Origin of the sequence: Micromonospora sp. NPDC047793, from assembly GCF_040642635.1 — a bacterium.
Taxonomy (GTDB): domain Bacteria; phylum Actinomycetota; class Actinomycetes; order Mycobacteriales; family Micromonosporaceae; genus Micromonospora.
Genome location: NZ_JBEYSG010000017.1, coordinates 29314 through 53285, shown reverse-complemented (window position 1 = coordinate 53285; position 23972 = coordinate 29314). Strand labels below are relative to the sequence as shown.

Here is a 23972-nt window from a genome sequence, read left to right as displayed (position 1 = left end):
TCGCCACGCGCCACCACACCCGCCCCGGGCCATCACGACACCCCGGCGGCGTCCATCCCCCGCAACTCCTTCTTGAGGTCGGCGACCTCGTCGCGGATCCGGGCGGCCAACTCGAACTGCAACTCGCGCGCGGCGGCCAGCATCTGGTCGTTGAGCTCCTGGATGAGCTGCGCCAACTCGGCCCGCGCCATGCCCTCTCGGGCCGGGGTGGCCGCACCGCCCCGAGCCCGGCTACGGGTCTCCTTGACCGGCGCCTTGCCCCGCGACAACTGGCGCACCGCACCACCGACCCGGGTCGCCTCGGTGTCCTCCGCCTCGCGGTAGATGTCGTCGAGAATGTCGTGGATCTTCTTGCGCAGCGGCTCGGGACTGATCCCGTGCGCCTCGTTGTGCGCGATCTGCTTGGCCCGGCGCCGATCGGTCTCCTCGATCGCGGCCGCCATCGACGGAGTGATCTTGTCGGCGTACATGTGCACCTGGCCGGAGACGTTACGGGCCGCGCGACCGATGGTCTGGATCAACGACCGACCACTGCGCAGGAAGCCCTCCTTGTCCGCGTCCAGGATCGCCACCAACGACACCTCGGGCAGGTCCAGCCCCTCGCGCAGCAGGTTGATGCCGACCAGCACGTCGTAGTCACCCCGACGCAACTCACGCAGCAACTCGACCCGGCGCAACGTGTCCACCTCGGAGTGCAGATACCGCACCCGGATGCCGTTCTCCAGCAGGTAGTCCGACAGGTCCTCGGCCATCTTCTTGGTCAACGTGGTGACCAGGACCCGCTCGTCACGCTCGGTGCGCAGCTTGATCTCGTGCATCAGGTCGTCGATCTGGCCCTTGGTGGGCTTGACCACGACCTCCGGGTCCACCAGGCCGGTCGGGCGGATCACCTGCTCGACGTACTCGCCCTGGGCGTGCTCCAACTCCCACGGCCCCGGGGTGGCCGACAGGAAGACCATCTGGCCGACCCGCTCCAGGAACTCGTCGAAGCGCAGCGGGCGGTTGTCGGCGGCGCTGGGCAGCCGGAACCCGTGGTCGATCAGCATCCGCTTGCGCGAGGCGTCACCCTCGAACATCCCGCCGATCTGCGGGATCGTCACGTGCGACTCGTCGACGACGGTGAGGAAGTCGTCGGGGAAGTAGTCGAGCAGGCAGTGCGGCGGGCTGCCGGGCAACCGCCCGTCGATGTGCATCGAGTAGTTCTCGATGCCGGAGCAGAAGCCGACCTGCCGCATCATCTCGATGTCGTACGTGGTGCGCATCCGCAGCCGCTGCGCCTCCAGCAGCTTGCCCTGCCGATCCAACTCGGCCAGGCGCTCGCCCAACTCGGCCTCGATGTCGCGGACCGCCCGCTCCATCCGCTCCGGCCCGGCCGCGTAGTGCGTCGCCGGGAAGATCAGCAGATGGTCGACCTCGCGCACCACGTCCCCGGTGAGCGGGTTGAGGTAGTAGAGCTTCTCCACCTCGTCGCCGAAGAGCTCGATGCGGACGGCGAGTTCCTCGTACGCCGGAATGATCTCCAACGTGTCGCCCCGGACCCGGAACGTGCCCCGCTGGAAGGCCATGTCGTTCCGGGTGTACTGGATGTCGACCAGTCGGCGCAGCAACTGGTCCCGGTCGAGCTCCTGGCCGACGGCGACCCGCACCGCACGGTCCAGGTATTCCTCCGGGGTTCCCAGGCCGTAGATCGCCGAGACGGTCGCCACCACCACCACGTCGCGCCGGGTGAGCAGCGACATGGTGGCCGAGTGCCGCAGCCGCTCGACCTCCTCGTTGATCGAGGAGTCCTTCTCGATGTACGTGTCGGTCTGCGGGATGTACGCCTCGGGCTGGTAGTAGTCGTAATACGAGACGAAGTACTCCACCGCGTTGTCCGGCAGCAGCTCGCTGAACTCCTTGGCCAGCTGGGCGCAGAGCGTCTTGTTGGGCGCCAGCACCAGCGTGGGCCGTTGCAGCCGCTCGACCAGCCAGGCGGTCGTGGCGCTCTTGCCGGTGCCGGTCGCGCCGAGCAGCACCGTGTGCCGGTCGCCTCGGCGGACGCGTCGCTCCAGATCGTCGATCGCCGCCGGCTGGTCACCGGCCGGCTGGAAATCGCTGACGACCTGGAAACGGCCGTCGAGCCGGGGAATGTCGAGCGCCATGACGTCAACCGTACGCCCGGGGACCGACACTCCGCCGCGACTACGGGCGGCACCTGATCGGCTTCGATATTCGCATTGTGTGGTTCTTCTCACCCGGCTACGCTTTTTCCGTAGGCCGCTCGCGGCGGCCGACCGGGCCGGTGGCGGGCCCCACAGGCCACGCCGCCCCCGGCACCGAAGGCCGCAGCACCCGGCATGCCCGGCGTGCGCGCCCGACGTGGTCGCGCCGAACGCGCAGACCGGCCGCCGCGAGCGCCACCTACACACCAGGACCCGGCCGACGCCGGCACCGCCACCTCGTCACCCCGACCCGGTCCGGCCCGTTCATCCTCCCGTGACGGACACCTCACGACCGGCCTCCGACGACACCGGCCCCGAGCGACCCGGCGACCCGGCCGACGCCCACCCCCCGCCCGAACGCAGCGATGGCATCCGCGTCCCGCCCGACCGCTCGACGGACGCCCCCGCCGGACGGGGCAACCGCCGCCGCGCCGGTGCCCGCCGGCACCGCGCCGGCCTCACCCCACCGGAGATCCTCGGTCTGTCCGGGACCGACCCGGCCGCCGCAGCACCCCGACCGCGCCCCGGCGTCCGACGGGCGGCCGTGGCGCACGGCATGCTCGACCCGACGGCCGGCAACCCGGCCGAGGACGACGACCTCGCCGGGACGACCCCGGCGGCCGGGCACTCCCGACAGGTCGCCGCCCGGCGTCGCCGCGTCGTTCTGGCCGCGCTCGCCCTGACCGCCGCCGCCTCCGCCGTCACCCTGGTCGCGACCCTGGTGAACTGGGCGCCCGCCGCACCGCCCGCCCGTGAGCTCACGGCCGCCGAGCGGGACCGGTTGGCCGCCATGCGGGTCGTCAACTACCGGGACGTCCGTGCCGGACTGCACCTCACGGTGAGCGGCACCGCCGGCCGCACCGATCTGCTCGGCTGGGTCGACTGGGCCCGCCGGCTGGTCTACCTCGACGTCAGCGGTCCCGGCGCCGGCCCGCTGCGCGGACTGGTCCAGGCCACCCCCACCGTGGCCGTGGTCCGCCCCGACCCGGAGGCCATGTCGACCCCCGCCATGCCGCCGTTGATGCCCCCGGGCGACGACTGGCGGCTCTGCGCCGACCGGAGCCTCGACCCGCTGCTGGGCCTGGTCTTCGACCTGGCCCTCGACCGGCCGGAACCCGCCGACGGACTCTCCGGCCGCTGGCTGCGACACGAGCAGGTCACCGGCGAGACGGTCGACGTGCTGGAGACGTCCCTGCCGCGCCCCGTCGCCACCGGCGGCGCCACCCCGACCGGATCACCCAGCGCCGCACCCCACACCGGCGTCGCCCGGTACTGGCTGGACTCGACCGGACGGCTGCACCGGGTCGAGACCACCCTGCCCGGCGTCGGTCAGGTGAATCTCCAGCTGCACCGCGCCGACCGGCCCACGCTGCGCCCGGTCGACGCGTTGGGTGGCCGCCCCGGCCTGCCCCGTGCCCTCACCACCGCCGAACGGCACCGCTGGCAGCGGCTGCCCGCCCGGCTGCGCGCCGCCGGTGGTGCCACCGTCACCCTGGTCGGCCCGGTCGGCACCGACCTCGACCTGCGGGGCTCCGGCTGGTTGAGCTGGACGGCGGGCACCGCGTACCTGGGCGTCACCGCACTCGACGCGACGGACCGCCGCGTCCTGGTTCGGCACGGCCGGCGCACGGTGGCCCGGATCGAGACCCGACCCGGCGCGGACCCGGCGGCACGGCCACCGCTGCCACCTCCGACCACCGGCTGGCGGACCGGCCCGCACCGCACCTCGGCTCTGGACCCGCTGGTGTCCGCCGCGCTGCGGGCCGCCCGGGGCACCGGCCCGCAGGGCAGCACCCGGCGGATCCGTGGCGACAGTCACCGCGGCGTCCCGGTGGACGTCGTCGAGGTCGAGACCGCCCGGGGACCGACCCGCTACTGGGTCGACCGCACCGGGCTGCTGCGCCGACTGGAGACCCGGACCCCGGCCGGGGCCTGGGCACAGCTCGACCTGACCACCGGGCGGACACCCCGGCTGACCCCGCCGACCTGAGAGCGACCGGTCAGGGACGCCACCCGGTCTGAGCGGCCCACTCCTCGGCCCGCAGGTGCTCCTCGTCGAACCACGGGTCCTTCGCCGTGGCGTACGTGCCGCTCTCCGGCGCGGAGGCGGCCAACTCCCGCTTGAGTCCCAGGTACGCGGCCCGCCGGTCCGGATCGGCCCGCAGGTGGTCGCGCATCAGCAGGGCGTACCGCCAGCCCGGTGAGCCGTCCTGGCGGATGTGCAGGTGCACCGGGCGGCCCGGATCGGCGCTGCCGTGCAACCGCTTCTCCCACCGGCCGCCGCCGGTGCGCGCGGTGTCCCACCACTCACCGGGCAGTCGGGGAAACCCGGCGTCGGCGAGCCGGTCGGCCATCGGTCCGTCCGCCTCGGCCAGCGACGACACGCTGAGCTGCACGTCGATGACGTCCTTGGCGGCCAGACCGGGGACCGCCGTCGACCCGATGTGGTCCACCCGCAGGTCGGCGGGGGCGACCGCGTGCCGGATCCGGGCGGCCAGCCGGGCGTACTGCTGTGGCCAGGTCGGGTCGGGCTCGGCCAGGCGCACCCGGTCCAGCCGGACCGGCCGTCGCTGCCGCAGGTTGACCTCGTAGGGCACCAGCCGGTCCTGCCAGAGCGCGTCGACCGTCGCGTGCAACTCGTCGAGGGTGCCGTCGTTGGTGAGCAGCACGTCCGCCGCCGCCGCGCGGCGGGCGTCGTCGGCCTGCGCGGCGATGCGCCGCTCCGCCTCACCCCGGCTCATCCCCCGGTCGCGGGCCAACCGTCGCAGCCGGGTCTCCACCTCCGTGCGCACCACGACCACCAGGTGGTACGTGGCGGCCAGCCCCACCTCCACCAGCAGCGGCACGTCGTTGACCACGACGGCGTCCGGTGGTGCCGCAGCGACCAGTTCCGCCGTCCGGGCCCGCACCCGACCGTGCACGACGGCCTCCAACCGGCGGCGGGCCGTCTCGTCGGCGAAGACCACCTCGCCGAGTGCGGCCCGGTCCAGCGCGCCGTCGGCGTCGAGCACCCGCTCGGAGAAGGCCGCGACGACCTCGGCCAGCCCGTCGGTGCCGGGGGCGACGACCTCACGCGCGATCCGGTCGGCGTCGACGAGTACCGCCCCGCGCTCGACCAGCCGGCGTGCCACCGCGCTCTTGCCCGAGCCGATCCCGCCGGTGAGTCCGATCTTCAACACGGCACCAGTCAACCTGACCAGGGCCGCCGCGCCAAGCCGGCACGGGCGGGCGGGCCGGTCGACGGCGAGGGCCCCGCCTCGACCCGGATCATCCAGGTCGGGGCGGGGCCCGTCGTCGTCAGCAGCGGGTCACTTACCGCCGGCGAGCTTCTCCCGCAGAGCGGCGAGCGCCTCGTCGGTGGCCAGGGTGCCCGCGGGCTCCTCGGCCTGACGGCTGGGTGCCGCGCTGGTCGAGGTGGTGGTGCCGGTCGGGGCGGGCTGCGGGTTGGCAGCGGCCTCGGCCTCGGCGGCCCGAGAGGTCTGCACCTGCTTCTGGTGCGCCTCCCAGCGCTGCCGCGCCTCGGCGTACTGGTTCTCCCAGGTCTCGCGCTGCTTGTCGTACCCCTCGAGCCACTCGCCCGTCTCCGGGTCGAAGCCCTCCGGGTAGATGTAGTTGCCCTCGTTGTCGTACGTGGCAGCCATGCCGTAGAGGGTGGGGTCGAAGTGCTCCTCGCCCTCGACGAAGCCCTCGTTGGCCTGCTTGAGCGACAGCGAGATCCGGCGACGCTCCAGGTCGATGTCGATGACCTTGACCATGACCTCGGAGCCGACCTGCACGACCTGCTCGGGGATCTCCACGTGGCGCTCGGCCAGCTCGGAGATGTGCACCAGACCCTCGATGCCGTCGTCGACGCGGACGAACGCGCCGAACGGCACGAGCTTGGTGACCTTACCCGGCACGATCTGCTGGATCGCGTGGGTGCGGGCGAACTGCCGCCACGGGTCCTCCTGGGTCGCCTTCAGCGACAGCGAGACCCGCTCACGGTCCAGGTCGACGTCCAGGACCTCGACCTCGACCTCCTGGCCCACCTCGACCACCTCGGAGGGGTGGTCGATGTGCTTCCAGGACAGCTCGGAGACGTGCACCAGACCGTCCACGCCGCCGAGGTCGACGAACGCGCCGAAGTTGACGATCGAGGAGACGACGCCCTTGCGGACCTGCCCCTTCTGGAGCTTGTTGAGGAACTCGGTGCGCACCTCGGACTGCGTCTGCTCCAGCCAGGCACGGCGGGACAGCACCACGTTGTTGCGGTTCTTGTCCAGCTCGATGATCTTGGCTTCGAGCTCACGGCCGACGTACGGCTGCAGGTCGCGCACACGCCGCATCTCGACCAGGGAGGCGGGCAGGAAGCCGCGCAGCCCGATGTCGAGGATGAGGCCACCCTTGACCACCTCGATGACCGAACCGCGGACGACACCGTCCTCGTCCTTGATCTTCTCGATCGTGCCCCAGGCCCGCTCGTACTGCGCCCGCTTCTTGGAGAGGATCAGCCGACCCTCCTTGTCCTCCTTCTGGAGGACCAGGGCCTCGATGTGGTCACCGACCGAGACGACCTCTGCCGGGTCCACGTCGTGCTTGATCGACAACTCACGAGAGGGGATGACACCCTCGGTCTTGTAGCCGATGTCGAGCAGGACCTCGTCCCGATCGACCTTGACGACGGTGCCTTCGACAATGTCGCCGTCGTTGAAGTACTTGATGGTCTCGTCGATCGCGGCGAGGAAAGCTTCCTCAGAGCCGAGATCGTCGACGGTGACCTTGGTGGCGCTCGAGGGGGCCTCGATGCTGCTCGTCATGTGGGCGGTTGCTCCGGTCGGATGGTGTGTCACAGCAGGCTGGTGTCGCGGTGACCTGTGCGCGCCAACGGATCCGCCGGCGGACCCACCACCCGGAAATCGCTGAACGAGATCGTGATGTGACTCCGTCGACCGCGCACCTGCTCCCTGCCGAGGCACGCGATCCGCGAGCGCATCGTCTACCCTACCCGCTGCATTACCACAGCGTGCAAGCCCTCCCGTCTCCTCATCACCTCACCACCCGCGAAAGCGGAGATTTCGGCCAGCCGACACCACGACACCCCGGCCCACCGCCGCCCCACCCCCTCCGGACGCCTAGCGTGAGCGGGTGAACGACGACAACCGGGTGACCCGACGCCGGGTCGGCGACGCCGAGATCCGCCGCGCCAACCGCCACTGGTGGGACACCGACGCCGACGCCTACCAGGCCGAGCACGGGGCCTTCCTGGGTGACGTGGACTTCGTCTGGTGCCCGGAGGGGCTGCGCGAGGCCGACGCCCGGCTGCTCGGCGAGGTGGCCGGACGTCGGGTGCTGGAGGTCGGCTGCGGCGCGGCGTCCTGCGCCCGCTGGCTGGCCACCCAGGGCGCCCACCCGGTCGCGGTGGACCTGTCCGCCGGCATGCTGCGCCACGCCGCGCGCGCCGCCGACCGCAGCGGGGTACGCGTACCACTGGCCCAGGCCGACGCGCTGGCGCTGCCGTTCGCCGACGGCAGCTTCGACGTCGCCTGCACGGCGTTCGGCGCGGTGCCGTTCGTCGACGACTCGGCCGCCCTGATGCGCGAGGTGCACCGGATCCTGCGCCCCGGCGGACGCTGGGTCTTCTCGGTCACCCACCCGATGCGCTGGATCTTCCTCGACGACCCCGGCGAGGGCGGACTGACCGCCGTGCACTCCTACTTCGACCGGCAGCCGTACGTGGAGCAGGACGACACCGGCGTGGCCACCTACGTCGAGCAGCACCGCACCCTCGGCGACCGGATCCGTGAACTGGTCGGTGCCGGGTTCCGCCTGGTGGACCTGGTGGAGCCGGAGTGGCCGGAGGGACACGAGGGGCTCTGGGGGCAATGGAGCCCGCTGCGCGGCCGGCTCTTCCCCGGCACCGCCGTCTTCGTCACCGAGAGACACGACTGAGATCGCGGAACGCGGGACACCTCGCCGGGGGCGCTCCGCCACCCGGTCCACGGGGTCGACGGCCACCCGCGTCGTTTCCGTGCCGCACCCCCGGGTAACCCGCGCCGTGGCCGAGACCGACTCGGGCCAGGACGTCGCCCACCACCCGGAGGTGTTGCGCCGTGAGCGGGACCGACGACCAGCAGACCTACCGTGAGTTCACCGACGCGGTGAACATGAAGCCCGGTGAGCTCCAGCAGTGGCTGGAGACGCCGGAGTCCAAGCACGTCGGTTGGCAGAAGAAGGGCACCGAGGGCGGCGAGTCGGTCGGCCACGAGTCCGGCCGCAAGATCGTCGACCTGCTCCGTCGCAAGCGGGACCAGCTCAGCGCCGCCGACTACAAGCACATGCGCAAGGTCGTCGGCTACGTCCGTCGCCACATGGCGCAGCGACCCAGCGGCGACGTCCGCGACACACGGTGGCGGTACTCGCTGATGAACTGGGGCCACGACCCGGTCAAGGCGCCGCTGCCCCCGCCCGGCGGCCCGTCCCGCAAGGCACTGGAACGGCACGGCAGCCCACCGAAGAACCGGCGCGGCCCGGCACGCTGACGTCGGCGAGTCCCGACACGCTCACCCCGGCCCGCCGCCCTCGGGCGACCTGATCCGGCGGAGGCATGGCTTGACCCTGCCGCTGACGGCAGGGTCGGACGATCGGCGCCATGATCGACCACACGCCACGCCGAGTCGTCGTCGTCACCGGCGCCGGCACCGGAATCGGCCGGGCCACCGCCCGGGCGTTCAGCTCCGCCCGGGCCCATGTCATCGCGGTGGGTCGCCGCACCGCGCCGCTGACCGAGACCGCGACCGACCATCCCCTGATCACGCCGCTGGCCGTCGACGTCACCGCGGCCGACGCGCCCGACCGGGTGGTCCGCGCCGCTCTCGACCGCCACGGTCGGCTGGACGTCCTGGTCAACAACGCCGGTATCGCCGGCGGCGGGGACCTGGCCGACCTCGACGAGACGGCGGCCCGCCGGCAACTGGAGACCAACCTGCTCGCCCCGGTCCGGCTCGCCCACGCCGCCGTCCCGGCGCTGACCGACGCCCGGGGAGTGATCGTCAACGTCACCACGGCGGTCGGGCAGCGGGCCTGGCCGGGCTCCGCGCTCTACGCCGCCGGCAAGACCGCCCTCGACTCGCTGACCCGCAGCTGGGCGGTGGAACTCGCACCACGCGGCGTCCGCGTGGTGGGGGTCGCCCCCGGCGCGATCGACACCCCGATCGGTACGCACCAGGGCCTCGACCCGCAGCAGCGGGACACGGTACGCGCCTGGCAGCTCGCACACACCCCGCTGGGCCGGATCGGTGCCCCCGAAGAGATAGCGTGGGCGATCCTGCGGCTCTGCGAACCGGCCGCGGCCTTCGTCACCGGAGTGGTGCTGCCGGTCGACGGCGGAGCGGTCGTCGCGTGAGAGGACGGTGCCCGGATTGCGGATCGGGGAACTGGCCCGGGCCACCGGCAGCACGCCCCGGGCGCTGCGCCACTACGAGGAACACGGCCTGATCGACTCCCACCGGGCCGCCAACGGCTACCGTGAGTACGACGACCGGGCCGTCGTCCGGGTCCGCAACATCCGTCACCTGCTGGCCGGCGGGCTGACCCTGACCGACGTCCGGGCGTTCCTGCCCTGCCTCGACGGGGACGTGGCCACGGCGGCACCCTCCCCCGCCGGGCTGCGGATCGCTCGGGACCGCCTGGCCGTGCTGGACGCCCGCATCGCCGCCCAGGTGGCGCTCCGCGACCGGCTCGCCGCCGCACTGCGCGCCGCCGCACCGCCCATCGGCCACGACACCGCGACGCCGGCCGCCGCTCCGAAGGCCGCGCTCACCACCTGAGCGCCGGGCCGCCGCACGGGTCAGTGGTCGGCGCTGTTCCAGTCCCGGCCCTCGCCGACCGACACCTCCAACGGCACGGAGAGCGGATAGGCCGCACCCATCTCGCGGCGTACCAGCTCCTCCACCGCCGTCCGCTCCCCCGGCGCCACCTCGAAGACCAGTTCGTCGTGCACCTGCAACAGCATCCGGGACCCCAGGCCGGCCTCCCGCAACGCGGTGTCGACGTGCAGCATGGCGACCTTGATGATGTCCGCCGCCGAACCCTGGATCGGCGCGTTGAGGGCCATCCGCTCGGCCATCTCCCGCCGCTGCCGGTTGTCGCTGACCAGGTCCGGCAGGTAGCGACGGCGTCCCAGGATGGTGGAGGTGTAGCCGTCCTGGCGGGCCCGCGCCACCACCTCCTGCAGGTAGTCGCGGACACCGCCGAACCCGGCGAAGTAGTCCTCCATCAGGCCCCGGGCCTCCTCGGCGGTGATGCCGAGCTGCTGGGACAGGCCGAACGCGCTCAACCCGTACGCCAGGCCGTAGTTCATCGCCTTGATCTTGCGCCGCTGGTCCGGGGTGACCTCGGTGACCGGCACCCCGAAGACCGACGAGGCGGTGGCGGCGTGGAAGTCGGCCCCGGAGTTGAACGCCTCGATCAACGCGTCGTCCGTCGACAGGTGCGCCATGATCCGCATCTCGATCTGGCTGTAGTCGGCGGTGAGCAGGCATTCGTACCCCTCGCCCACCACGAACGCGCGACGGATCCGGCGCCCCTCCTCGGTGCGGATCGGGATGTTCTGCAGGTTCGGCTCGGTGGAGGAGAGCCGGCCGGTGGCGGCCACCGTCTGGTTGAACGTGGTGTGGATCCGCCCGTCGTCGGAGACCGACTTGAGCAGGCCGTCCACGGTCGACTTGAGCTTGGCCACGTCCCGGTGCCGCAGCAGATGGTGCAGCAACGGGTGCTCGGTCTGCGCGTAGAGCCACTGCAGGGCGTCGGCGTCCGTGGTGTACCCGGTCTTGATCTTCTTGGTCTTGGGCAGGTTCAGTTCACCGAAGAGGATCTCCTGAAGCTGCTTGGGCGAACCCAGGTTGAACTCCCGGTCGACCACCGCGTACGCGCCCTGGGCGGCGGCCTTCACCTCGGCGGCGAAGTGCGCCTCCAACTCCGAGAGGTAGCCGGTGTCGGCGGCGATCCCGGTGCGCTCCATGGCGGCCAGCACCCGCATCAGCGGCAGCTCCACCCCGGCCATCAGCCGCGCCGACTGCTCGCCGTCGCGGGACAGCTCGGCGTCGATCGCCTCGGCCAGGTCGAGCGTCGCCCGGGCGTGCACCATCAGGTTCTGCTCGGCCTCGCTGTCATCGCCCAGCCCGTCCAGCGTGAGCTGCCCGTCGTCGGGCGCGTCGACCCGCAGCTCCCGGTGCAGGTAGCGCAGTGCCAGATCGGTCAGGTCGTACGACCGCTGGTCCGGGCGGGCCAGGTAGGCCGCGATCTGGGTGTCGCGGGCGATGCCGGCCAGGGACCAGCCGTGCGCGCCGAAGGCCAGCACGGCCGGCTTGCTGTCGTGCAGCACCTTGGGCCGGTTCTCGTCGGCCAGCCAACCCGCCAGGGCCGTCTCGTCGGCCTGCCCCAGCGTGCTCGGGTCGAACCAGGCCGCCGCGCCGTCGCCGGTGGCCAGCGCCATGCCGGTGACCACGGCGGTGTGCCGGCGGTTGGGGCCGGTGTCCAGCTTCGCCGCGACGCCGACGGGCGTGCCGGGCGTCGCGTGCGTCTCCAGCCACCCGGCCAGCGCTCCGGGCGCGGCCAGCACCTCGCCGGTCAGGTCGAAGCCCGCCTCGGCCTCCGGCTCCACGGCGTCGAGGTACTGGTAGAGGCGGTCCCGCAGGATGCGGAACTGGAGGGTGTCGAAGACCTGGTGCACCGCCTCGCGGTCCCACCCCGACCAGCGGGCGTCCTCCGGCCGCACCGGCAGGTCGAGGTCGGTGACCAGACAGTTGATCTCGTAGTTGCGGATCACGTCGGCCAGCCGCTCGCGCAGACTGTCACCGGCCTTGCCCTTGATCTCGTCGGCGCGGGCGATCACACCCTCCACCCCGCCGTACGTGTTGATCCACTTCGCGGCGGTCTTCGGGCCGACGCCCGGGACACCGGGCAGGTTGTCGCTGGTCTCGCCGACCAGCGCGGCCAGGTCGCGGTAACGCTGCGGGCCGACACCGTACTTGGCCTCGATCGCGGCCGGGTCCATCCGCGCCAGGTCGGAGACGCCCTTGCGCGGATAGAGCACGGTGACCTGGTCGCCGACGAGCTGGAAGGCGTCCCGGTCACCGGTGCTGATCAGCACCGGCATGCCCTGGTCGCGGGCCTGACAGGCGAGCGTGGCGATGACGTCGTCCGCCTCGTAGCCCTCCTTCTCCACCACCGGCACCCGCAACGCCGCCAGGACCTCCTTGACCAGGCTGACCTGGCCCTTGAAGTCGCTCGGCGTCTCGCTGCGGCCGGCCTTGTACTCCGCGTACCTCTCGGTGCGGAAGGAGCGGCGGGACACGTCGAAGGCGACCACGATGTGCGTCGGCCGCTCGTCGCGCAGGACGTTGATCAGCATGGAGGTGAAGCCGTAGACGGCGTTGGTCGGCTGCCCGGTCGTGGTGGAGAAGTTCTCCACCGGCAGGGCGAAGAACGCCCGGTATGCCAGGGAGTGTCCGTCGACGAGGAGCAGGCGCGGCGTCGTAGCTGTCACGGCAGCGACTCTAGCCCGTGCCCCCGACACCCCCGGCGCGGCGGCACCGGCGGCCCCCCGGAAACGTCGACGGCCGCCCGCCCCCGGACGCGGGGACGGGCGGCCGTCGACGGCACGCGGCGACTAGGCCACGCCCAGGTACGCCTCCTTGATCGAGGGGTCGTGCAGAAGCTCCTGCCCGGTCCCCTCCTTGACGATCCGCCCGGTCTCCAGGACGTACGCCCGGTGCGCGCGGGAGAGCGCCTGCTGCGCGTTCTGCTCCACCAGCAGCACCGTGGTGCCCTGCTGGTTGATCTCCACGATGATGTCGAAGATCTGCTGGATGATCATCGGGGCCAGGCCCATCGACGGCTCGTCCAGCAGCAGCAGCTTCGGCCTGCTCATCAGTGCCCGGCCGACGGCGAGCATCTGCTGCTCACCACCGGAGAGCGTGCCACCGGCCTGCTTGCGCCGCTCGCGCAGCCGGGGGAAGAGCTCCAGCACCTTCTCCAGGTCGGCGGCGATGCCGGCGTGGTCCCGCCGGGTGTACGCCCCCATGTCCAGGTTCTCCAGCACCGTCATGCCGGGGAAGATCTGCCGACCCTCGGGCGACTGGCACAGGCCCCGGACCACCCGCAGGTCGGCACGGAGCTTGCTGATGTCCTCGCCGTCGAAGGTGATCCGGCCACCGGAGAGCGAACGGATACCGGAGATCGCCCGCATGGTGGTGGTCTTGCCGGCGCCGTTGGCACCGATCAGGGCCACCACCTCGCCCTCGTTGACGGTGAGGCTGATGCCGTGCAACGCCTCGATCCGACCGTACGAGACGCTGACGTCGTTCAACTCAAGCAGCATCGGCGGGCTCCCCCAGGTACGCCGCGATCACCCGCGGGTCTCGACTGACCTCGGCCGGAAGACCATCGGCGATCTTGGTGCCGAACTCCAGCACCACGATCCGGTCGGTGACACCCATCACCAGCCGCATGTCGTGCTCGATCAGCAGCACCGTCACGCCCTTGTCCCGGATCCGGCGGATCAGCCCGAGCAGATCCTCCTTCTCGGCCGGGTTGAACCCGGCCGCCGGCTCGTCCAGGCAGAGCAGCTTCGGCTCGGTGCCGAGCGCCCGGGCGATCTCCAGTCGTCGCTGGTAGCCGTACGGGAGGTTGCGCGCCGCGTCGTTCGCCCGGTCGGCGATGCCGACGAAGCGCAGCAGTTCCATCGCCTTGTCCTCGGCGGCCCGCTCCTCCAGGATGTGGCGGGACAGACCGAAGGTCTTGGCGAAGGTACGCCGCACCTGCTGCCAGGTCCGCACGATCCCGCCGGAGGCGGTGACCTGCGGCAGCTCCTCCTCCTTGGGCCGCACCCGGTAGAGCCGGAACAGCGCGCCGGGCACGCTCGTCTTGTGCCGGGAGTCCGTCCCGACCATGACGTTCTCCAGCGCGGACATCTCCGGGAACAACCGGATGTTCTGGAACGTCCGGGAGATGCCCAACCGGCTGATCTGGTGCGGCTTACGGCCGGTGACCCGCTCACCGCGGAACCGGACCGCGCCCGACGTCGGCTTGTAGACCCCCGTCATCACGTTGAAGCAGGTGGTCTTGCCGGCACCGTTCGGCCCGATCAGGCCGAGGATCTCGCCTTCGTTGATCTCGAAGCTGATTCCGTTGAGCGCGACCACGCCACCGAAGCGCAGCGTGACGTCGTCGATCTCCAGCAGCGTCTTGCGTGGTCCCGGCTGCGCCGGGATCTTCGGCGCCGCCGTGGTCTCGGTCGCGTCGGACGGGGTGTTGGTCTCGTCAGACATGAGCGGGCGCCTCCTCTGCCTCCGCCGCACGGTCCTTCAGCTCGCGGGCCCGGCGCGTGCTGGGGATCAGGCCCTGCGGACGCAGGATCATCACCAGCACCATGGCCAGACCGAAGGCCAGCCACCGGTAGTCGGCGACCTCACGGAACCGCTCCGGAAGGTAGGCCAGCAGCACCGCGCCCACCGAGACGCCCACCATGTTGCCGGACCCACCGACCACGACCATCGCCACGAACAGGATGGACAGGTTCACGTTGAACTGGGTCGGGTCGATGAAGGCGTAGCGGCTGGCGAAGAGGAAGCCGGCGAAACCGCCGAGCGCCGCACCGATGGCGAACGCCCAGAGCTTGAACTTGAACGGGTAGACGCCCATCACCGCCGCGGCGTCCTCGTCCTCCCGGATGGCCAGCCAGGACCGGCCGACCCGGCTGTTCTCCAGCCGGCGCACCGCGAAGACCATGAGCAGTACGACGGTGATCGCCAGCCAGTACCACGGCTTGACGTCGACCAGGCCGAAGATCTGGTTGTCCGGCGAGGGCGGACCCTCCGGGCCGGGGATCGCCGAGATGCCCTGCGGGCCCCGGGTGACACCCTCCAGGTTACGGGCCACGATCCGGATGATCTCGCCGAAGCCGAGCGTCACGATGGCCAGGTAGTCACCGCGCAGCCGCAGCGTCGGCCAGCCCAGGATCACCCCGGAGATCAGCGACATCACCAACGCGATGAACACACAGATCGCCCAGGCCACCGCCCAGGTCGTCGGGAGGTTGAACTCCGCCTGGATCCACTTCACGACCGGCGAGTTCACCGAGCCGAACAGGGCCACCGCGTACGCGCCGATGGCGAAGAAGCCGATGTACCCCAGGTCCAGCAGACCGGCCAGGCCGATCACGACGTTGAGACCGATCGCCACCAGCACGTAGACGGCGCAGGTGAAGAGCACACCGGCCCAGTTGCTACCACCCGAGATCGAGTCGGTCCGCAGCCAGGTCAGGCCGGGAATGCCGAGCAGCGGCAGGTAGTAGAGGAAGATCACGAAGGCCACGAAGGACAGCGCCCGCTGCCACTTCGGCAACGCCCGCCACCGGTCGCCGACCGAGTGCAGGGCGTTGGTGCGCTTACGGTCCAGGTCACGAATCTTGTCGATCATGCTCGGGCCCTCCCCAGCGACTCGCCCAGAATGCCGGTCGGGCGGAACATCAGCACGATGACCAGCACCACGAAGGCGATGACGTCCTCCCAGTTGGACGCGAAGATGGTGGCGCCGTAGACCTCGACGATGCCGAGGAACAGCCCACCCAGTAACGCGCCGCGTAGGTTACCGATGCCGCCGAGAACGGCTGCGGTGAACGCCTTGAGGCCGAGCACGAAACCGATGCTGTTCTGCGTGAAGCCGAAACGCATGCCCCACAACAGCGCCGCCGCGCCCGCCATGATGCCACCGAGCACGAAGATCAGCATGATCACGCGCTCCTGGTTGACGCCCATCAGGGCCGCCGTCTCCGGGTTCTGCGCCACCGCCCGCACACCCCGGCCGTACCGGGTGCGGTTGATGAACCAGTCCAGCACCGCCATCATCGCCACGGCGGACACGATCACGATCAACTGAACATTGTTGATCTCCGTGTTGCCGATCGTGAAGAGCGTCTTCTGCTCGATGATCGTCGGCATGCCGAGGATGATCCGGCCCCGGCCGAACATGGACGGCACCAGGTCGCCCAGCAGCTTCGGCAGCACCAGGCCGAAGACCTCCACCAGTACCAACGACAGACCGATCGCGGTGATCAGGAAGATGAGGGGCGGCGCGTTCTTGCGCCGCAACGGTCGGTACGCGACCCGTTCGATCGCCAGAGCCGTACCGCCGGAGGCTATCGCCGCGACTATCAGGCCGAGTACCAGGAAGAGCACCGCCTGGCCGAGCGGCGGGTTGTTCTCCACCCCGAGTGCGGTCCAGAGGCCGAGCACCGCGAAGGTACCGACCATGAAGACCTCGGAGTGAGCAAAGTTGATCAGGCGCAGGACGCCGTACACCAGGGTGTAGCCGAGAGCGATCAGGGCATAGATCGCCCCCTTGGACAACCCGTCGACGGTGTGCTGACCGATGTGGCTGAAGAGGTCCGCGAAATTCACCAGGTCTCCTTGCATCGAGTGCGGCCGGGGGATCACCCCGGCCGCACCCCGATACTGTTCGTCAGCTGAGCTTGAGCTCCTGCAGCGGAGAGATCTCCGTGCCCTTGATCTGGTACGCCCAGATGACGACCCTCGACGGGTCCACGTCGCCGTTGGCGTCGAACTTGATGTACTTCGACACGCCCTGCTTGTCGTAGTTCTTCACGAACTCCAGGATCTCGGCACGGGACTTCTTGCCGTCCTTGAAGGCGTCGATGAAGATCTGCGCGGCGTCGAAGCCCTCAGCACCGTACGAACCCGGCAGCTGGCCGTACTCGGCCTGGTAGTCGGCGGTGAAGGTGCCACCGGCCTTGTCCGGCGGGAGGCACGGGCAGGTGATGATGGAGCCGTCGGCGCCACCGGACGCACCGGCCGGGAAGGCCGGGTCGTAGAGACCGTCCGGACCGATGAACTTCGCCTGCACACCGGCGGCACGCATCTGGCGGACCAGCGGCGCGGCCTCACGGGTGTAGCCACCGTAGAAGACGAAGTCGGCGTTCGCCGCCTTGATCTTGGAGATCGTCGCCTCGAACTGCGACTGCCGCTCCTGGATCTTGTCGCTCGCCGCGACCGTGGCGCCCAGGTTCTTGGTCAGCTCGGCGGTGATACCGGCACCGTAGGCGCTGGCGTCGTCGATCAGGAAGACGCGCTGCGCGTTCTCGCCCTTGAGGTAGGTCGCCACGGCGCCCGCCTGGGTGCCGTCGTTGCCGACCACCCGGTAGAAGGACTTGTTGCCCTTCTGGGTCAGGTCGGTCCGGGTCGCCGACGGGGCGACCATCACGAGACCGGCGGCCTCGTAGACCGGCATGGTGGCGTCCGACTCACCGGAGAAGTGACCACCGATGACACCGAGGAACGAGGTGTCACCCGCGACCTGGTTCGCGACCGGAGTGGCCTGCGCCGGGTCACCCTGGGTGTCGAACTCGACCATCTCGACCTTGCAGTCGGCGTTCGCCTCGTTGTGCTGCTTGATCGCGAGCTTCGCGGCGTTCAGCGACGGCAGCACCAGACCCGCGTTGTCACCGGTGAACGCACCGAAGATGGCGATCTTGCCACCGCAGTCACCGGACGCGGTGTTGTCGCCGCTACCACCGGCGTCCTGACACCCGGCGGCGGCGACCAGCACCGCGGCGAGCGCGGCAGTACCCAGCGCCCTTGAATAGCTTCGCCTCACGGCTTCCTGACCTCCTCCAGAAGCAGGTGGGCACCGGGACCCGGCGGGGCGGCGACAAGGTGTGGCCCGTCCACCGCACACCGGGCAGGGACGCCCCCTGCATTACGGCTCGTGCTGGCGGAGCGTACCCACACTCATTCGGCCAAGGAAGAGGTCGGAGCGGGGTCTGCGAAACCGTTACGAAGAGAGACGTCAACCCTGCCACTCCCGTAACAGGTCAATCCGCTGACCGGTCGTTAGCCGATACCTGTCCGCCAGTTGGAACACCCCGGAACACCGCCGACACACCCGGACAGACATGCCGTAGGGCGCCCACGTGAAGATCAGGTTTCCGCTCCGAAAACCACCGAGAGTGACGGCCACCTCACTCCGAAGGCGGGTCGAGCCTCCCCACCCACACCGAGGTCTGCGCCCCGTCGTCGACCGCCAACCACCACCGCCCACCCTCGGCCGACAGGGCCACCGCCCGCGCTGCCCCGACCGGCGCCGCCACCGGCAACTCCACCGACCGCCACCTGTCGCCCCGGTCACCGGAGAGCCAACCGCCGTACCGCTCGCCGTCGGAGACCACCGCCAGCACCTGCCCGGCGGACACCGCCACCCCACCGACCGACGGCACCCCGCCGTCCACCTGGCCGAACCCGCCCGCCGCCGTCCACCCGGCCGCGTCCTGACGCCACGCGCCGAACGCCCGCCCGCGCAGCCCCACTCCCAGCGGCACCCCGTCCACCAGGACCACCCGCTGCATCTCCTCGTACTCCTGGCCGCCCGGCAGGACCGTCCGTCGCCAGGTACGCCCGTCCGAGGAGGTCCACGCCGCCGGATCCCGGTCGATCCGCCCCGGCGCCAGCAGCCCACCCACCGCCAACCAGCCGGACGGCCCGGCCACCGCGTCGAACGCCCAGGTCACGCCCTGGCCGTCACTGGCCAGCTCCGGGGCGCCCTCGACGATCGCGAACTCCGCCGCGTCCGGCGACACCCACGCCGCCGCCCCGCTGGCCCGGTTCCCGACGATCAACCACCCGTCCGGGCCGCCGGTCAGCCGGGACACGGTGACCGCCTTCGGGCCGCCGTACAGCTCGAACGACGCCGCCACCTCGACCAGCGTGCCGTCCCGACGCTGCCACCAGGTGCTCACCCGGGGATTGCCGTGCGCACCGCCGACCTTGCCGCCGACCGCGGCGACCGCGCCGTCCCGACAGCCGACCGAGAACAGCACGCTCTGCCGCCCGTAGAACGAATCCGCGATCACCGGCACCGGCGTCCACGTCGCACCGTCCAGACTGGACCAGACCGCCGGACGGGTCGCACCCGCCGGATCCGCCACCGCCCCGGCCGCATACCAGTGACCGGAACACACCGCCAGGTCCCGCACCAGGACCCGGCCCGACTCCGACGGGTTCGGCACCTCCACCCGTTCCCAGGACAGCCGCGCCGGCCCCGGGCCGGCGTCGTCCCGCTGCGGCGTCGGACACCCCGCCAGCGTCACCGCCAGCAGGCCACACACCACCAGGAACAACCGCCGAACACGGAACACGCCCACCCGACGCGCCCCGGATCGCCGCGTCAGCGTGGAACGCCGGGCACCCATGCCGCCAGATGCTAACGGCCGCCGGACCCCGCGACTGCCCCGTGACGGCGGGCGGTCAGGGAGCCGGTCGGGTGACCTCGCCACCACCGGCGGTCTCGGCGAGGATCCGCTCGGAGACCTCCTTCATGGTCATCCGGTGGTCCATCGCCGTGCGTTGGATCCACTTGAACGCCTGCGGCTCGGTCATGTTGTAGGTGGTCATCAACGCGCCCTTGGCCCGCTCGACGGTCTTGCGAACCTCCAGCCGGTCGTTGAGCCCGGCGACCTCGGCCTCCAGCGCGGCGATCTCCGAGTAACGGGAGAGGGCGATCTCCACCGCCGGCACCAGGTCGGACTTCTGGAACGGCTTGACCAGGTACGCCATCGCGCCGGCCGCCCGGGCGCGCTCGACCAGGTCACGCTGGCTGAACGCGGTCAGGATGATCACCGGGGCGATCCGGGCGCCCGCGATCCGCTCGGCGGCGGCCAGTCCGTCCATGATCGGCATCTTGATGTCGAGAATGACCAGATCGGGCTTCAGCTCCTCGGCCAGGCGTACGGCGGTCTCGCCGTCGCCGGCCTCCCCGACCACCTCGTAGCCTTCCTCGGCCAACATCTCGGCCAGGTCCAGTCGGATCAGCGCCTCGTCCTCGGCGATCAGTACCCGCCTGCGCGCGGCATCCGTCTGCGTCTCGGCCACGAGCCACTCCCACGATCGTTTTTTGCACGGCTACCACCCATGCTCCCGCACGAGCGTAGTCGGGTACAGTAAGCCCCACCCGCCGGGATGGTGGAACGGCATACACGGAAGTCTCAAACACTTCTGCCCGAAAGGGCTTGCGGGTTCGAATCCCGCTCCCGGCACTTTTGTCATACATGCGTTCGATGATGTCGTCGTGCATCCTCCTGAGATGCGGGCACGTGTCCGCGACCTTCTCGCCCAGGGCCACAACATCCGCTCGGCGGCGCGCGCCCTCTCACTCCCCTACACCACCGTATGGCACTGGTGCGTCGACCGCTCGGAGCCGACGATGGTCAGCAGTGCCGACCGTTGCTTCCGGTGCCGCCCCGACCAGGACGGGCCGGCGGCCCCTGCGTCCTACGCCTATCTGCTCGGCCTCTATCTCGGCGACGGACACCTCGTCACGACCGACCGGGTACCGGTGCTGCGAATCTACTGCGCCGACGCCTGGCCGGACCTGATCGAGGCCTGCGACACGGCTATGCGGGCGGTGCTAGCCAACAAGGTCCAGCGCGTCAAGAAGCAGGGCTGTGTCGCGATACAGAGCACCGGCAACCACTGGCCGTGCCTTCTCCCACAACACGGGCCGGGCAAGAAGCATCAGCGCCCGATCGTCCTCACCTCCTGGCAGTGGGAGATCCTGAATGAACACGCGGGCCACTTTGTCCGTGGCCTCTTCCACTCCGACGGGACCCGCTGCGCCAACCGGGTCACGGTGCGGGGCCGGACGTACGTCTATCCGCGCTACATGTTCGTCAACGAGTCGGCCGACATCATGGGGTTGTGCCAGTGGGCGCTGGACCTGCTCGGGGTGGCCTGGCGGATGAACCGCCACAACAGTCTCTCCGTCGCGCGCCGGGAGGCGGTCGCCGTGCTGGACCGCCACGTCGGGCCGAAGTCCTGACCGCGCCCCGACGGGTCAGGCGACGGCGAGTGCCTGGGCCAGGTCGACGCGCAGGTCCTCGGGGTCCTCCAGACCGACCGAGAGCCGCAGCAGGCCGCCGTCGGGTTTCGCGTCCCCGTCGACCGGGCGGTGGGTCAGCGACGTGGGGTGCTGGATCAGGGTGTCGACGCCGCCGAGCGAGACCGCGTGGGTGATCAGCCGGCAGGCGCCGGCGACCGCCGCCGCGGCGGGTGCGCCGCCGCGTACCCGGAAGGCGAGCAGGCTGCCGGGGCCGGCGAGTTGGCGGCCGATGAGCCCGGCGGGGTCGTCGATTCCGGGGTGGTGCACGCGCTCGACGGCGGGGTGGTCGGCGAGCCAGGCGACGATTTTCTCCGCGCCGGCCTGTTGGGCGCGGACCCGCAGCGGCAGTGTCTGCAGGCCCCGGTGCAGCAGGTACGCGCCGAGCGGGTGCAGGACCGCGCCGGTGAGCGCGCGGACCTGGCGCAGCCGGGCGGCCCACCGGGGGTCGCAGGCGACGACTCCGGCGAGGACGTCGCCGTGTCCGCCGATGCTCTTGGTGGCGCTGTGCAGGACGAGCGCGGCGCCGTGGCGGGCGGGTTGTTGGAGGACCGGGGTGGCGACGGTGTTGTCGATCAGCAGCGGCACGTCGCCGGCGGCGTCGGCGAGGGTGCGGATGTCGACGAGGTCGAGGGTGGGGTTGGCGGGGGTCTCGGCGACGACCAGGGCGGTGTCGGGGCGTACGGCGGCGGCGACCTCGTCGGGGCGGGCCCAGGTGACGTCGGTGCCGAGCAGGCCGGTGGCGAGCACGTGGTCGGTGCCGCCGTAGAGCGGGCGGACGGCGACCAGGTGTCGTTTCCCGTCGCGGGTGGCGGCGAGCAGTGCGGCGGTGAGTGCGGCCATGCCGCTGGCGAAGGCGACGGAGTCGGTGGTGCCTTCGAGTTCGGCGAGGGCGGTCTCGAAACGGGCCACGGTGGGGTTCCAGAGCCGCTGGTAGACGGCGCTGGTGCCGGGTGGCGGGGTGCCGCCGGTGGCGAGGAGTTCGTACGCGTCGCCGCCGTCGTGGACCGAGGGCAGCGGGTTGGTGGTGGAGAGGTCGATCGGGGGCACGTGGACGCCCAGCGCGGCGAGGTCGTCGCGGCCGGCGTGCACGGCACGGGTGTCCACGGTCGTCATGGCGGCAAGGATCGAACATCTCGCGCCGGGAGGGCAATACTTCCGAAGATCATTCGCTGTTAACCCTATCCACAGTGAGGATGTTCGGTGGAGGATGGCTTCATGCCCCTCGTTCCGAACGATGTGCGGCCGTTCGCGGCCCTGGACGACACCGATCGCGCGATCCTGACCGAGCTGGCCGCCGACGGTCGGTTGCCGAACAACGCGCTGGCCGAGCGGGTGGGGGTGGCGCCGTCGACGTGTCTGGCGCGGACCCGGGCGTTGCGGGAGTGCGGGGCGATCCGGGGTTTCCACGCCGAGGTGGACCCGGCGGCGGTGGGGTTGCCGTTGCAGGCGCTGGTGTCGGTGCGGTTGACCGAGCACGCGCGGGCGGCGGTGGACGCGTTCCGGACGCGTTCGGTCCGGTTGCCGGGGGTGGTGTCGGTGTTCCACGTGGCCGGGGCGGAGGACTACGTGTTGCACGTGCGGGCGGCGTCGGCGGAGGCGCTGCGGGACTTCGTCCTCGACTACCTGGCCGTGGATCCGGCCGTGCAGCACAGCCAGACCAGCCTGATCTTCGAGCAGGCGCGCGGGATGGGCTGATTCACGTCGGCCGCCGGTGGGGAACAAATGTGGCATCCGCCGGGTTGGGCAGCCGTGTGATCGACGTACCGTTGTCTGTCCTTGACCTGGCCCCTGTCGCGGCCGGCGGCTCCGCGACCGAGGCGTTGCGGCACACCACCGAGTTGGCCCGGCGCACCGACGAGTGGGGCTACCGCCGATTCTGGGTGGCCGAGCACCACAACATGCCGGCCATCGCGTCGTCGGCGCCGGCGGTGCTGCTCGCGCACCTGGCCGCGCACACCGAGAACATCCGTCTCGGGTCGGGCGGGGTGATGTTGCCGAACCACGCGCCGTTGGTGGTCGCGGAGCAGTTCGGCACGCTGGAGGCGTTGCATCCGGGCCGTATCGACCTGGGTATCGGTCGCGCGCCGGGCACCGACCAGGTGACCGCGTTGGCGTTGCGCCGGACGATGGAGGGGTTGTCGGCGGAGGGTTTCCCCCGGGAGCTGGCCGACCTGATGGAGTACTTCAGCGAGGACGGGTCGGGGCCGATCACGGCCACCCCGGGTCGGGGGCAGCGGCCGGCGGTGTGGTTGCTCGGGTCCAGCGGGTTCAGTGCCCGGTTGGCGGGTGCGCTGGGGTTGCCGTTCTCGTTCGCGCATCACTTCAGCGCGCAGAACACGCTGCCCGCGTTGGCGTTGTACCGGCAGAGTTTCCGCCCGTCGCAGTGGTTGGAGCGGCCGTACGCGATGGTGGCGGTGAACGCGGTCTGCGCGGAGACCGACGAGCGTGCCGAGTGGCTGTCCGGGCCGGCGGGGTTGTCGTTCCTGCGGTTGCGGTCGGGGCGGCCGGAGCCGCTCGCCACGCCGGAGGAGGCGGCGGCGTATCCGTACACGGACCTGGAGCGGGAGTTCTTGGTGCAGCGCCGGGAGGGTCAGGCGACCGGGTCGCCGGAGACGGTGCGACGGCAGTTGGGTGAGTTGCTGGCGCGTACCGGTGCGGACGAGTTGATGCTGACCGCGATGGTGTACGACGTGGTCGACCGGGTGCGGTCGTTCGAGCTGATCGCGACCGAGGTGGCCGGGGGCTTGCGGCGCTGAGGCAGTAACCCAGGTCACAGCGGTTCGGTGGGCACGAAACACGATCTTCACGACAGCGTCACCCTCGCGACGCGGAGCCCGCCTAACT

Annotated in this window: 20 protein-coding genes and 1 tRNA gene; 9 read left to right on the top strand and 12 right to left on the bottom strand. The window is 71.1% G+C overall.

What is annotated here, in order from left to right; all coding sequences use genetic code 11:
* Positions 1-32: 32 nt before the first annotated feature.
* Positions 33-2141, bottom strand: coding sequence for an excinuclease ABC subunit UvrB (gene uvrB / locus ABZ738_RS26200; RefSeq protein WP_176094829.1), 2109 nt, complete (start codon positions 2139-2141; stop codon positions 33-35).
* A gap of 334 nt (positions 2142-2475) precedes the next feature.
* Between uvrB and ABZ738_RS26195 the strand changes: the two genes are divergently transcribed.
* Entirely contained in the window at positions 2476-4191 is a 1716-nt protein-coding gene (locus ABZ738_RS26195) for a hypothetical protein (RefSeq protein WP_357217333.1), read from the top strand.
* A gap of 10 nt (positions 4192-4201) precedes the next feature.
* Here the strand turns inward: ABZ738_RS26195 and coaE are convergent, their stop codons facing one another.
* Complete coding sequence (gene coaE, locus ABZ738_RS26190) at positions 4202-5380, bottom strand: dephospho-CoA kinase (protein ID WP_176094831.1); 1179 nt, start codon at positions 5378-5380, stop codon at positions 4202-4204.
* A gap of 129 nt (positions 5381-5509) precedes the next feature.
* Positions 5510-6997 (bottom strand): 30S ribosomal protein S1, encoded by a 1488-nt coding sequence (gene rpsA, locus ABZ738_RS26185; protein ID WP_117227135.1) that lies wholly within the window; start codon positions 6995-6997, stop codon positions 5510-5512.
* Positions 6998-7325: 328 nt separating this feature from the next.
* On the opposite strand from rpsA, the gene ABZ738_RS26180 reads away from it, so the two are divergent.
* From ABZ738_RS26180 to ABZ738_RS26165, 4 genes are all read left to right on the top strand, one after another.
* A complete protein-coding gene (locus ABZ738_RS26180) occupies positions 7326-8129 on the top strand; it encodes a class I SAM-dependent methyltransferase (protein ID WP_176094832.1) in 804 nt (267 codons plus the stop codon).
* 161 nt (positions 8130-8290) lie between these two features.
* Complete coding sequence (locus tag ABZ738_RS26175) at positions 8291-8719, top strand: DUF3140 domain-containing protein (RefSeq protein WP_357217326.1); 429 nt, start codon at positions 8291-8293, stop codon at positions 8717-8719.
* 110 nt (positions 8720-8829) lie between these two features.
* On the top strand, positions 8830-9582 hold the full coding sequence (locus tag ABZ738_RS26170) for an SDR family oxidoreductase (protein WP_357217323.1): 753 nt from the start codon (positions 8830-8832) through the stop codon (positions 9580-9582).
* Positions 9583-9589: 7 nt separating this feature from the next.
* Complete coding sequence (locus ABZ738_RS26165) at positions 9590-10006, top strand: MerR family transcriptional regulator (protein ID WP_176094835.1); 417 nt, start codon at positions 9590-9592, stop codon at positions 10004-10006.
* Between the two features lie 20 nt (positions 10007-10026).
* Here the strand turns inward: ABZ738_RS26165 and polA are convergent, their stop codons facing one another.
* The 8 genes from polA to ABZ738_RS26125 form a co-directional block, all read right to left on the bottom strand.
* Positions 10027-12726 carry a DNA polymerase I gene (gene polA, locus ABZ738_RS26160; RefSeq protein ID WP_357217318.1) on the bottom strand — a complete coding sequence of 900 codons (2700 nt, stop codon included), beginning with the start codon at positions 12724-12726 and terminating at the stop codon, positions 10027-10029.
* A 123-nt stretch (positions 12727-12849) separates the two neighbouring features.
* Complete coding sequence (locus tag ABZ738_RS26155; protein WP_131053259.1) at positions 12850-13560, bottom strand: ABC transporter ATP-binding protein; 711 nt, start codon at positions 13558-13560, stop codon at positions 12850-12852.
* Positions 13550-14509, bottom strand: a complete 960-nt coding sequence (locus ABZ738_RS26150) for an ABC transporter ATP-binding protein (protein WP_176094837.1) — start codon at positions 14507-14509, stop codon at positions 13550-13552. The genes ABZ738_RS26155 and ABZ738_RS26150 overlap by 11 nt, the downstream gene beginning before the upstream one ends.
* Positions 14502-15659 (bottom strand): branched-chain amino acid ABC transporter permease, encoded by a 1158-nt coding sequence (locus ABZ738_RS26145; RefSeq protein WP_131053257.1) that lies wholly within the window; start codon positions 15657-15659, stop codon positions 14502-14504. The genes ABZ738_RS26150 and ABZ738_RS26145 overlap by 8 nt, the downstream gene beginning before the upstream one ends.
* Entirely contained in the window at positions 15656-16639 is a 984-nt protein-coding gene (locus ABZ738_RS26140) for a branched-chain amino acid ABC transporter permease (RefSeq protein ID WP_131053256.1), read from the bottom strand. Before ABZ738_RS26140 ends, ABZ738_RS26145 begins: the two co-directional genes overlap by 4 nt.
* A 61-nt stretch (positions 16640-16700) precedes the next feature.
* Positions 16701-17852, bottom strand: a complete 1152-nt coding sequence (locus ABZ738_RS26135) for a branched-chain amino acid ABC transporter substrate-binding protein (RefSeq protein ID WP_131053255.1) — start codon at positions 17850-17852, stop codon at positions 16701-16703.
* A gap of 364 nt (positions 17853-18216) precedes the next feature.
* Complete coding sequence (locus ABZ738_RS26130; protein ID WP_357217311.1) at positions 18217-19443, bottom strand: hypothetical protein; 1227 nt, start codon at positions 19441-19443, stop codon at positions 18217-18219.
* 55 nt (positions 19444-19498) lie between these two features.
* Complete coding sequence (locus ABZ738_RS26125; RefSeq protein ID WP_131053253.1) at positions 19499-20122, bottom strand: response regulator; 624 nt, start codon at positions 20120-20122, stop codon at positions 19499-19501.
* Between the two features lie 81 nt (positions 20123-20203).
* Between ABZ738_RS26125 and ABZ738_RS26120 the strand changes: the two genes are divergently transcribed.
* Both ABZ738_RS26120 and ABZ738_RS26115 read left to right on the top strand, forming a co-directional pair.
* Positions 20204-20286: transfer RNA gene (locus ABZ738_RS26120), tRNA-Leu, on the top strand.
* A 47-nt stretch (positions 20287-20333) separates the two neighbouring features.
* The gene (locus tag ABZ738_RS26115; RefSeq protein ID WP_236145735.1) at positions 20334-21068 is read left to right on the top strand and encodes a transcriptional regulator; all 735 of its coding nucleotides are present in this window, start codon (positions 20334-20336) and stop codon (positions 21066-21068) included.
* A 15-nt stretch (positions 21069-21083) separates the two neighbouring features.
* Here ABZ738_RS26115 and ABZ738_RS26110 read toward each other — a convergent pair whose 3' ends face one another.
* Positions 21084-22241 (bottom strand): PLP-dependent aspartate aminotransferase family protein, encoded by a 1158-nt coding sequence (locus tag ABZ738_RS26110; RefSeq protein ID WP_131053251.1) that lies wholly within the window; start codon positions 22239-22241, stop codon positions 21084-21086.
* Positions 22242-22343: 102 nt separating this feature from the next.
* On the opposite strand from ABZ738_RS26110, the gene ABZ738_RS26105 reads away from it, so the two are divergent.
* On the top strand, positions 22344-22823 hold the full coding sequence (locus tag ABZ738_RS26105) for an Lrp/AsnC family transcriptional regulator (RefSeq protein ID WP_131053250.1): 480 nt from the start codon (positions 22344-22346) through the stop codon (positions 22821-22823).
* A 44-nt stretch (positions 22824-22867) separates the two neighbouring features.
* Positions 22868-23884: an LLM class flavin-dependent oxidoreductase gene (locus ABZ738_RS26100; protein WP_131053249.1), complete on the top strand. Its 1017-nt coding sequence runs from the start codon at positions 22868-22870 to the stop codon at positions 23882-23884.
* Positions 23885-23972: the final 88 nt, after the last annotated feature.

What these genes read in the sequence shown, in the direction of transcription:
- uvrB (WP_176094829.1), bottom strand. Translation starts at nt 2,141, where the DNA reads ATGGCGCTCGACATTCCCCGGCTCGACGGCCGTTTCCAGGTCGTCAGC.
- rpsA (WP_117227135.1), bottom strand. Translation starts at nt 6,997, where the DNA reads ATGACGAGCAGCATCGAGGCCCCCTCGAGCGCCACCAAGGTCACCGTC.
- ABZ738_RS26170 (WP_357217323.1), top strand. Translation starts at nt 8,830, where the DNA reads ATGATCGACCACACGCCACGCCGAGTCGTCGTCGTCACCGGCGCCGGC.
- ABZ738_RS26155 (WP_131053259.1), bottom strand. Translation starts at nt 13,560, where the DNA reads ATGCTGCTTGAGTTGAACGACGTCAGCGTCTCGTACGGTCGGATCGAG.
- ABZ738_RS26150 (WP_176094837.1), bottom strand. Translation starts at nt 14,509, where the DNA reads ATGTCTGACGAGACCAACACCCCGTCCGACGCGACCGAGACCACGGCG.
- ABZ738_RS26145 (WP_131053257.1), bottom strand. Translation starts at nt 15,659, where the DNA reads ATGATCGACAAGATTCGTGACCTGGACCGTAAGCGCACCAACGCCCTG.
- ABZ738_RS26130 (WP_357217311.1), bottom strand. Translation starts at nt 19,443, where the DNA reads ATGGGTGCCCGGCGTTCCACGCTGACGCGGCGATCCGGGGCGCGTCGG.
- ABZ738_RS26115 (WP_236145735.1), top strand. Translation starts at nt 20,334, where the DNA reads ATGCGGGCACGTGTCCGCGACCTTCTCGCCCAGGGCCACAACATCCGC.
- ABZ738_RS26110 (WP_131053251.1), bottom strand. Translation starts at nt 22,241, where the DNA reads ATGACGACCGTGGACACCCGTGCCGTGCACGCCGGCCGCGACGACCTC.
- ABZ738_RS26105 (WP_131053250.1), top strand. Translation starts at nt 22,344, where the DNA reads ATGCCCCTCGTTCCGAACGATGTGCGGCCGTTCGCGGCCCTGGACGAC.